This window comes from Halomonas sp. Cn5-12, assembly GCF_021532545.1.
GTDB classification, from domain to species: Bacteria; Pseudomonadota; Gammaproteobacteria; order Pseudomonadales; family Halomonadaceae; genus Vreelandella; species Vreelandella aquamarina.
Genome location: NZ_JAKGAY010000054.1, coordinates 1 through 10,310, shown reverse-complemented (window position 1 = coordinate 10,310; position 10,310 = coordinate 1). Strand labels below are relative to the sequence as shown.

At 47.7% G+C, this 10,310-nt stretch carries 8 protein-coding genes; 2 read left to right on the top strand and 6 right to left on the bottom strand.

Annotated features, from left to right (window positions below):
• The 4 genes from tnpA to L1249_RS16760 form a co-directional block, all read right to left on the bottom strand.
• On the bottom strand, positions 1 to 127 hold a 127-nt coding region (gene tnpA / locus L1249_RS17745; RefSeq protein ID WP_442908429.1), incomplete at its 3' end, for an IS66 family insertion sequence element accessory protein TnpA.
• 47 nt (positions 128 to 174) lie between these two features.
• Positions 175 to 1,581 carry a restriction endonuclease subunit S gene (locus tag L1249_RS16770; protein WP_235253779.1) on the bottom strand — a complete coding sequence of 469 codons (1,407 nt, stop codon included), beginning with the start codon at positions 1,579 to 1,581 and terminating at the stop codon, positions 175 to 177.
• Entirely contained in the window at positions 1,578 to 3,554 is a 1,977-nt protein-coding gene (locus tag L1249_RS16765) for a type I restriction-modification system subunit M (protein ID WP_235253777.1), read from the bottom strand. The genes L1249_RS16770 and L1249_RS16765 overlap by 4 nt, the downstream gene beginning before the upstream one ends.
• A gap of 177 nt (positions 3,555 to 3,731) precedes the next feature.
• Positions 3,732 to 3,926 (bottom strand): AlpA family phage regulatory protein, encoded by a 195-nt coding sequence (locus tag L1249_RS16760; RefSeq protein ID WP_159343746.1) that lies wholly within the window; start codon positions 3,924 to 3,926, stop codon positions 3,732 to 3,734.
• Between the two features lie 176 nt (positions 3,927 to 4,102).
• Between L1249_RS16760 and L1249_RS16755 the strand changes: the two genes are divergently transcribed.
• Positions 4,103 to 5,041, top strand: a complete 939-nt coding sequence (locus L1249_RS16755) for a hypothetical protein (protein ID WP_235253775.1) — start codon at positions 4,103 to 4,105, stop codon at positions 5,039 to 5,041.
• Positions 5,042 to 5,177: 136 nt separating this feature from the next.
• On the opposite strand, the gene L1249_RS16750 is transcribed toward L1249_RS16755, so the two are convergent.
• Positions 5,178 to 5,882 (bottom strand): YagK/YfjJ domain-containing protein, encoded by a 705-nt coding sequence (locus L1249_RS16750; RefSeq protein WP_235253774.1) that lies wholly within the window; start codon positions 5,880 to 5,882, stop codon positions 5,178 to 5,180.
• Positions 5,883 to 6,846: 964 nt separating this feature from the next.
• On the opposite strand from L1249_RS16750, the gene L1249_RS16745 reads away from it, so the two are divergent.
• Entirely contained in the window at positions 6,847 to 8,244 is a 1,398-nt protein-coding gene (locus tag L1249_RS16745; RefSeq protein WP_235253772.1) for a hypothetical protein, read from the top strand.
• A gap of 854 nt (positions 8,245 to 9,098) precedes the next feature.
• Here L1249_RS16745 and L1249_RS16740 read toward each other — a convergent pair.
• Positions 9,099 to 10,268 (bottom strand): Y-family DNA polymerase, encoded by a 1,170-nt coding sequence (locus tag L1249_RS16740; protein ID WP_268825216.1) that lies wholly within the window; start codon positions 10,266 to 10,268, stop codon positions 9,099 to 9,101.
• Between the last annotated feature and the right edge of the window lie 42 nt (positions 10,269 to 10,310).

Here is a 10,310-nt window from a genome sequence, read left to right as displayed (position 1 = left end):
TGCGCCAGTTACAGAAACTGGCGTAGCCGATGTTCTCTTGTTTGCAGAACTTCGAAGCTGACAGACCACTGTCACGCTGCTGATTGACCAGAGCCTGCCACTGTTCGGGTGTGCGGTGCTTTCTCATAGGGGTAACCTCGTGTTGGAAAGTGTGAGGTTACTGTAGGGCGATTTTCAGCAGGGTGGCAGAACGTCGTGGAATGAACGCTTACATACAACCTCCATCTGCTTGGCCTCTGTAGACACTACCGAATCCTCTGGTGGCTGCCATCCTCGTACATCGATTTTGCCGGTGACGGCGGCGGAGATCAGGGCTGAACGGCGTTCTTGGAGTAACTGCATATTTCGCTTCGCCTCACCAACCAGTTGATCAAAACGAGACGACTCTCGATCTATGTAGTCTGCAATTTTGGCCTGCTCATCTATCGGCGGTTCAAATAGCCAGAACTCTACCGCATCGGCAATGTTAAACTGCTTCTGCGCTGCCCCGTACTGAACTATTTCTACTTGATGACGAATGAGACGACTGTTCATTGCAGCACAAAGCCACCTAGAGTCATAGCTACCTTTCTTGGTAAGCATAACGGAGGCGCAATTTCCACCTTCACACTCTGGTGGGACCACAGCTGTTACGCCTGGATACCCCACGCGCATCGTCACAACATCACCGGTTTCCAGCATAGTTTTTCTGTTGCGGCGGCTATTTTCTAACGAGATCTTTCTGGCCTTATCAACTTCAATATACCCCTCTCTGACCTCTCCGCCGTAAATGAAAGGAAGCCCTTCTTCAGCCAGGTAGCTACTAGGGTTAACGACAATACCAACAGTAATAAATGGCGACACATTTTTAAGCCGCTTCCTTACCCAATGCGCAGGCACTTCCCCGAGCCACTCCACCCCGGAGTCTTTCATCGGCACAGCGGGGTCGAGCCCTTTGGTGACAGCATGGGAAATCACCGCCTGGCGCTTTTCCTTGAGCAGTGCGATCAGGCGCTTCTGCTCTTCCACCAAGGCGTCAATGCGAGCGGTTTCGTGGTTGAGGAAGAAAGCGATGGCCTTTTGTTCTTTCCATGGTGGAATGGGGAGAGATAACGCTACCAAATCTGACGCATTAATGGCTGGGTAGCTGACACCAACAGAGCGGGCAATGATACTTGAGATAAACCACTCTGCTCTAACCACATAACCCAGCAGTATAGAGTCATAGATGCCAGGTATGGGTCTAATAACAGCAAAGCCTGTGGAACCAACAAGGTTAATAGGTGGCTCAATTACCGGTGCAATAGCACGGAGATATGTACGCACAGTCGAGATTAGGACATCACCACCCTTCAACACTCGCCGTGCCCTTGATGGTGCCGATGAAAAAAAATGTTCAGACCAACCGGTGACCCCGATTTGCTCATCTACATCCGAAATCTCAACATATTTAATTGGATGGTTGTCAGGAGTGCTTTCCGGTAATACCTCGTCATTATAAGTTGCAACGTATTTCAGAGGCTGTATTTCCCAATGCATCGGCACTTCACCAAGCCACTCAACGCCTGAGTCTTTGTACTCGGGATAAGCGGGATAACTCATGCCGATAGCTCCTCAATCATCTGCTTGATCTTGTCGGTGCAGGCTTTGAGGTCGGCGTCGATCTCCTCCAGTGGGCGCGGTGGCGTGAACTGGTAGAAATGGCGGTTGAAAGGGATCTCGAAGCCAACGATACCGATGCGGCCATCTAGCTCGTCGCGTTTATTTTCATCGATCCAGGCATCGGGTACGTGGGGCTTTACTTCCCGATCAAAGTAGTCATACACCGATTCGCCATAGGGCACGTTTTCGTTATCGCGCAGGCTGGTATCTGGCTCGGGATTGCCGTGTTTGTCCAGGCAGATATCGGCGTCCAGGTCACGCTCGGAAAGCGCATTGAGAACGGCCTTCTGTACGGGTGCGCCCACTTTTAAGCCTTCGGCCTTGAGCGCTGCATTCAAGGCCTTGGTAAACGTTTTGCGATTGGTGTAGCGATGCTCACCTAATTGCTTGCAGGCAGCTTTAAGGGCAGTTTGTTCGTCCTCATCCAGCTTCTGAATGGCTTTTTCGTTATCCAGCTTGGCAAGGCGTTCGTCGCTGGCCTCGAAGTTCAGGCGCAGTGGCCGCTCGACGGTAATCCGCCGATAGCCAAAGGCTTCTACTGGGAAGAGCTTGCTTTCGTCATTTTCCTCATAAGCGCCATACAAGCGGACGATATCGTCAATATCGCGGTCGGTAATGTACTGGCGTTTGCTGCCTAGCGACTTGCGCATCTTGCTGGCCCGGCCGGTGGCATTAATCAGCTGTACTTTGCCTTTACGCTCGGCGGGCTTGTTGTTGGAAAGCACCCATATATAGGTAGCAATGCCGGTGTTGTAAAACATATCCGTGGGCAGACCAACGATGGCTTCCACCATGTCATGTTGTAGCAGGTAACGGCGTATTTCGGATTCCCCACTGCCCGCCCCACCGGTAAACAGCGGCGAGCCGTTGAGGATGATCCCTATGCGCGAGCCACCGTCTTGGCGGGAGCGCATTTTGGCCACCAGATGCATCAGAAAAAGCAGCGAGCCATCAGAGACACGCGGTAAGCCAGGGCCAAAGCGGCCATCATAGCCACGGTGCTTGTGCTCGTCGGTGACCTGCTTCTGCACCTTCTTCCACTCAACGCCAAACGGCGGATTGGAGAGCATGTAGTCAAATCGCTCCCCCGCCAGTTGGTCGTCCGAGAGCGTGTTGCCCAGTTTGATTTGTTCGACCTCCTGCCCCTTGACCAGCATATCACCCTTACAAATGGCGTAGGACTCGGGGTTCAGCTCCTGCCCGTGCAGCGAGACGGTGACATTCTGGCTGACCTGCTGAATGTAGTCGTCGCTTTCGGAAAGAAACCCGCCAGTGCCCGCCGTTGGGTCATAGACGGTAACGATGCTATTGGGCTTGAGCTTTTCTTCCTGGCCTGTCAGCACCAGTGAGGTCGTCAGGTGGACGATATCGCGGGGCGTAAAGTGCTCACCAGCAGTCTCGTTGGAGCTTTCGGCAAACTTGCGAATCAGTTCTTCAAAAATGCCGCCCATACCGTGGTTGGTCACCCGCGCAGGGCTTAGGTCAATAGCTGCAAACTGCTGCACGACTTTATAGAGCAAGTTATTGGCGTTGAGCTGCTGAACAAAGCTCTCGAACTCGAAGTGCTCGAAAATCTCCCGAGCGCTCTGGCTAAACGACTGCACATAGCTCATCAGGTCGTCGCTGGTCTGCGTATCAGACAAGCTGCCCAGGCTCAGCAGTGAAGCATTGAAAAACGGCTGATTAGCTGCCCGCAGCAACAGCTTCTCACGCACTGCCTCAGGCTTGTTCTGATGGACTTCAGCGGCTTTCAGCACATCGGCCTTGGTAGGCTCTAAGACGCACTCCAGGCGGCGCAGCAGCGTAAACGGCAGAATGATGCGGCCATACTGGGACTGCTTGAAATCGCCGCGTAGAAGATCGGCGACCGACCAGATAAAAGCAGCAAGCTGAGAGTGACTTTCCGTGTTCACGGATGCTTCCCCATGTTCAGTAAAAATTGATGGGCACTATCATACACACCTAGGTTCGCAGCTGAGTACCTTATGGCATCGTCGCTTAGACAAAGAGTGTATTTATCGAGCGTTCGACGGTGCGGCTACACATCACCGTATAATTTGCCTAGCCGCGCCAGTACGATCCGACACAACTTAATGATGCCGCGCACTCAGCTGGGTTCGAATCCAGCAGTCAAGCTCCTCTTCGTCCCATGCTACTGCCCTCCCCCCAAGTTTGGCCTGCCTGGGGAATGAAGGGTCGTAATTGGGAGAGTTCTTATCTAATTTATTGTAAATGGTTGATCTGGATAGCCCAGTGCGCCTAATGACCTCTGGCAGCCTGAGCATAGACTTGTGCTGGTACCTTACCTCGCCACATGCGGAAAGTTGCGAGTCAGTGTTAAAGCTTTTCAAGCCATTGATTTGGTTATACATTGCGCATCCTCATCACAACAAATGAACGGGTATCATCTGATGACTTCACCAGACGTTGACCGCTGCTATGTTCGCGCTGGGAGCATTATGTGGATACAGTAAGACCTAAACTCAGAACGAATTTAGGTTGCGGTATTGACTTTTTAAAAAAACTAGCGATCAAGGAAGGATGTGAGATGAGTATGATTGAAATTGAAGAACAGCAGTATCTTCAAATAGTTAATGATTCTAAAGCCTTGAATGAGCTTTTGTCAGAGCTAGATATCATTTGCACTGAATTAGGTACAGAGCTTCTTCATGAGCAACCTGTAGATGAAATGGATGCTATTGATCATGAAAAGCAATGGCATGAAGCTCTAACTCAGGTGGTGGCAGGAGAACCAGACCCATTTGACGACTGGAAAGTATCAATAAGGCTTGTACAGACTACAGACAAAAAAAAGCTTCAAGAAAACATTGACAACCACTTAAAAATAGCACTTCGACAAATAGCATTAGTATCACACTTCAACCAACACATAATTCCTCAAGTACGGAAAAATATTCATGAGGGTGTTCGGCGACACCGTATGCTGTTAAACGCGCACTCTACTATAGGAAAAGCTGCTACCTATGCGCATCAACATGCCACTGCCTGGAGGATGCTAAAAGACTATCGTGATAACTCAGTTGAGACTCGCTCTAAAAAAGCTGCAAAAGCCAACACAGAGATAAAAGAAGAAAAAGACGCATTACTAAGAGCACTAACGAAGTGGGCGTTGGTAAAAAAACGCCCTATTGGAGGTTGGAAAGATTTACAGTCTGCTGCTTTGGATATTGCCATCTCGATACATCCGCTGATGATTGAATATGGCATTAAAACAACTAAAGATGAATTAAAATTAGCTGAAAATTTAGAAAAAACTATCTTCAAAGAAGACAGCTTAAGAAACCTCTACAATAAAAATGCTAAAGAAGAGCTAAAAAAACCATACAAAATCAGGCAAATCCCTTTTTCAGCAAAAATTGAGATACGTAAAGATATTTAAAGAAGAACACAACACTTTGACAAGCTCTCTTAATTTAAGAGAGCTCTATAACAGATATTAAAATTCAAATACACCAAGCCTTGAAAAACAGGCAGTCTTATAAAGTATAAAAAAATTTACAATGGGCTTAGCATAATCAACCTCTGGACCCGTCAAAGCAATGCACACCATTTCCTAAGTTTTTAGAATATGCCTTACATAAATAACTAGCCGCTCCAAACACCTGTCCAAAAGTCATTTGATCTTCCCGTTGAAAAAACCATACAGCCATCTCGTTGGTTATAGGTTTTCGTGGTAATTGCACAAGCCCTTCCATACATTCATGAGGCTGATTGATCGCCAGCGCCCATGACCTGACGATGCGATGAAAAATATTTTCATATACATACCGACCGCATGGAGACTTACCAACAAAACCGATACTGTTGTATGCATCACCATTTAACAATAGTAAGAGGTGGTAATGTGGATTGATACTTGTATTTTGTTCACAACACCACACAACCCGCAATCTATGCGGATACTTTGTGTTGGCTCTGTCTAGCTCACGCCTTAAAAAAATCTGAAATTCGCTCAAAGTAGAGTTTTTCTGCCCTACTGCGCTAGAATTCATACTAATTGGAAAACGAAGATCAATACGAATTGCCAAAATACGATTGCAGTCCTGGCGGGCATTTCTCATCACATCCAATAATTTCGCTAGGTAATTTTCTATCAGCGGCCCTTTCTGTGTTTGAACCCACATGCCATGGTAATAGTTTTCCCACCACAGCTTCAGAGCAGGATTATCGGGGTGCCGTTTACGACGATGTTGACCAACGTTGTGTATAGTGGTATTCATAATGTATTCCCTCCTCATTCAAAGGATTATGTATGGCTAGATAGCCATATTTATGTTTGCATAGGGGTGTAATGATTAAAGAGCTAGTCTAAACCCGTCACTAATCGCCCTCCCCCTCTAATAACAATAATTTATTTAAGGAATAAATATTAAATAAGCAAATAGCTTGGGTATAACTTTATCGATCAGGTATAAGGTCGCCGGCTTTAATGCCTCCCTCCATAGTCAATATCACCACTCTTTATAAAGCCATAATAATATTACCGTCATTAATCTAGCCCTTAACCAACTCATAGCTTAGCCCTTAAAGCCCACCACTAACAGGCTTTTCGCTGGATTTACTAAACATAAAAATTCATTTTAAGGTATAAAATAAATCCATTCAATATAGCTAAACTCACAGAGATTACTAATTATTTTTCATTCAAATAATCAAGGCAATCAGTATAATCTACCCAACCTTACCCAGCCCCTTAAGATAATACAATCCACCAAGCCAATCAAATAAACTTATTCGCACAAATACCAACATGAACAACTCTAATATTCATTGAAAGCCCATTAATAAACAAAAAAATTCATTAACGTCCCATACAGTCCAATACACTTCTAAATTTGTATGAAAAAACATCAAACCACACTCCTCAAACGACTGTTAAGCTTAGGCATAGAAAAACAGCAACACACCAGTTGCTATTTTGGCATTCATTAAATCGAGATTTGGGAGTAACGCATGACTAATCAAGCTACCTATCCATCCCCCTTCGTCTACGGCACTAGACAAGAGCTATCAAACGGCTACCAACCCCCCACCATTACTGGCTCCAATATCACTTCAAATGTGTCTCCACAACTTCAATCTAGCAGTGGTAGAACAGCCAGAGTATCTAAGGTAAACCTAGTCAGGTGCATTATTAACGCACACTATCGGCATGTAGTGACTCCTGATGGAGCTCATTTCCTGATGCCCATTGATGGTGGGCCTGTTTTGATACCAGAAACAGAGATAGTTGCACCACTCATCAAGAAAATCGTGGCAGATTACAGCCAGCGTGATGTCACTGAGCGAAGCATACTGGATGCATTGGATGTAATTCTCAATGAACCAGCCAGTCCGCAGCTTATCGGTCACGGACGCACCTGGTTAGGTCAAAACCTTGAGCGCTATATTGAACTAAATGGCACGGTAATGATGTTTCCAACTGGACAGGAAATCATGACTCAGCCTCAGAACCTCTGTCCATATTGGCATCCCAGCAATAGTCGGTCTTTCCAGGCTCCCTCCATACAGGGAGACATCAAGGACTTAAAAGCAATCGAATCCTATATCACTCTCCCAAAGGATAGAGAGCTTTTGATCTATACCTATTTAGTGCTGTGCTTGATGCCAGATAAACAACAGCTAGCATTAGAGATAACCGGAGAACGCAGCAGCGATGCATCAAAATTACAGCAACTCATTAAAAATTTAGTCGATCCAGTTCGTAAGGAAACAGCCATTCGTGACATCCCTAAAACCGTCAAAGAAATTGATAGATGTGCTTGGCGACATCATGCCATCAGTTTAGAAGACATCGAAGACAGCCTTAGCCCTGTGGTACAGCGCCGGCTGTTTGAATACCTACGTAAAGCACCTCTTAATTGGAAACCAGTAGGCTGCCATGAGAGCACTTCCACACTCATGGTTTCACGCACCTGTATTTTAAGCAGCTCTGAACCCGTCATCACATATGATGCTTTATCTGACGTGACATTGAGTTTGGAAATGCCCCCTCTTTCTTATACTCAACAAGTTAGTCCATCTTTTTCAACACCTAAGCAGCAGAGAATTACAGGCAGGCTCCAAGCCACTATATTCAATGCATTGCTTACATTACTTGGCAAGGTGCATTCACAGGCAGGGCGGATGAGAATAGAACGTGAAGTACCTGCAAAATGGCGGGATTTCTGTCGCATTGGCGTTATTGTCTCTATAGCACTGACCAGAAGCGACACACTTTTTTGGCTTCAGTACGACGCGTATTGGAAAGAAAGGCTTTGCGAAATTACAGAGGAAGAACCGGTTGCCCAAGCAATCGTTGATTACATTAGCAAAAATGACATTAAGGAAGCTATCGAAAAACCCGTAAAAGCTTGGTTTGCCACTTTGGCAGAACATCAGCCTATATGGGCCAGTGAGAGCAAATGGCCTCGTGAACCACGTGGCCTAGGTTCTGCATTAAAGCGCATTGCTCCCCTGTTAGAAGCGCAGAGAATTACTTGTTACAGTAACGGAAAACGTGGCTCTTATAGGCATTGGGTAATCGGCCCTCGTCCCCCTAGCCTCGAAGAAACCCTCAGGGATATCCACGAATTTTTATAATGGTCGCCTGCCCACTCAGCTGGAGAGAACCTCGCCAAGCGCTTAGGCTTGCTTTTGGCGAGGTGAGGCATAGATTTTATCCCAATGCTTGAGCAAACGGGATACCTCTGATTAAGATGATAAGACTCCCTTGTAAGAAACGGCATACCACCCACTTTTCTTGGCGGCATCAATCACCGGGTACCTCGCCAAGTCTGATGCAATGGTCGACTGGCCCCATATCGCCCCCCTACCTGAAAGAGCGTTCCCAAATCGTTGCGATAGGCACGCCCGGTAAATTTCAACTGCGCTCACATGAGACAAAAATAGCCTACGGCGCTCCATCAGTTGGTAGCCGATCAGTGCACTGCGGCAGATGACGCGACAAACCTAGGCCCTAGGGCGCAGCGTAGCTTGATAGCGGCTCATGGTCATGCAAGCAGCAAAGTCTGGCAAGCGACTGCTAACTCATATGAGGGAGGCCTGGGTGAAGCTTTAGGAGTACACAAACAAGGGGGGTTGCTCTCAACGAACGTAAGAAGGAAGCGAAAGGAATGACGATTTTATGTAGCTCCTGCAAGCGCATGTGGTGTTCGGAACGGGAACAGTTTTATCACCATCAATGACCAGATTCGTAGCCCATTAGAACGCTGGGTCAGCAAGATCACACACAAGTATCGACGAAGAGGCAAAAAGTAAAGCCACTCACGCACTCAACGATATGACGTTACTTCGCTCCGGTTTGAATGATGTGACGACGTACGCAGTCGACATACCCGTTTATTTCATGCGTAACCGTCACTTTTGTATAGATTAAAGTTTTCAACGTCGTGACGTCGTGGCCAGTGAGCCCTAGCTTCATTGGCTTGATTAACTTATCTGACCTGCAGTAATTCATTCCACTGCGTCGTATACCTCGGTGTACGCCGCTCACTACGCAACGACCAGGCGTTTCCTTTTCGTGGCAGGCCCAGCTGTACCGTCCCCTTGCCCAGCTCACGGTTGAGCTTGTCCATCGTCGCCATTAATCGTTCGCTACGTTTGGCTTCTTCGTCGGTCTGAGGGGTTTCAGTGAGGGTGAGCTGTCGATTAGCTTTAGGCGATAGATCAAGCAGCATGAGACCCACTTTGTGGTAGGCGTATCCTTTTCGCCAGAGACGACGCAAACCCTGCACCGCAGCGGCGATGATCTCACGACTATCATCAGTGGGCCGTTCCAGAGAAATGACCACACGTTGACGATATTGAGGTAAATCCGTACGAAACGAGTTGGTGCGGATAAACACCATGATGGCGCTGGTGACGCTTTGCTGCTTACGAAGTTTTTCGCCCGCCCTGGCACCATGATGCCGTAGCGCTTCCCTTAACTGATGGGGATCGTTGGTAAGCCGCCCAAAGGAGCGAGACACCATGATCTGTTGTTTAGGCTGGCTCATGTCATCTAGCTGAATGGAGGGTTGTCCCCGCAACTCCCAGACAATGCGCTCCTGCACCACACTAAAGTGCCGACGGATATGTTTCGGGTCTGCTTCTCGCAGGTCCCAGGCAGTCTCAATGCCCATGACGCGTAATCGCTCGCCGGTGCGGCGTGCAACGCCCCATAGTTCGGTGACAGGCAACTGCTTCAGCAACGCTTTAGTAGACGCGCTTTCTGCAAGCAACGTGCATACACCTTGGTCTCTATATGCAGGGTGTTTTTTAGCGGCATGATTGGCGACCTTGGCCAACACCCGTGTCGGCGCAAACCCCACTGACACGGGAATACCTGTCCACTGCTTCACCGTATCCCGCAACGCTTGGCCTCGATGTTTCAAGGTATCTACCTCAAATCTCTGAAACCCGACAAAGCTTTCGTCGATGGAGTACACCTCTACATGGGGTGAAAACTCGCCCAGTACCTCGGTTACCCGTTGGGACATGTCACCATACAACGCATAGTTGCTGGATAGCAGGACGGCTTGAGTTAAGCTCAGTTCTTGTGTATGGAGGGCAGTAGAGAGGGTGGCGTATCCTGTTGATTGATCTCGCCAGATCACAACCAACATAGGACGGATACGCCATGAGCAATTCTACTCTCCAAGCCGTGA

Excerpts from the sequence above, each read along its gene's own strand:
- L1249_RS16740 (WP_268825216.1), bottom strand. The coding sequence starts at position 10,268 with ATGTTGGTTGTGATCTGGCGAGATCAATCAACAGGATACGCCACCCTC.
- L1249_RS16750 (WP_235253774.1), bottom strand. The coding sequence starts at position 5,882 with ATGAATACCACTATACACAACGTTGGTCAACATCGTCGTAAACGGCAC.
- L1249_RS16745 (WP_235253772.1), top strand. The coding sequence starts at position 6,847 with ATGCCCATTGATGGTGGGCCTGTTTTGATACCAGAAACAGAGATAGTT.
- L1249_RS16770 (WP_235253779.1), bottom strand. The coding sequence starts at position 1,581 with ATGAGTTATCCCGCTTATCCCGAGTACAAAGACTCAGGCGTTGAGTGG.
- L1249_RS16760 (WP_159343746.1), bottom strand. The coding sequence starts at position 3,926 with ATGCTCAGGCTGCCAGAGGTCATTAGGCGCACTGGGCTATCCAGATCA.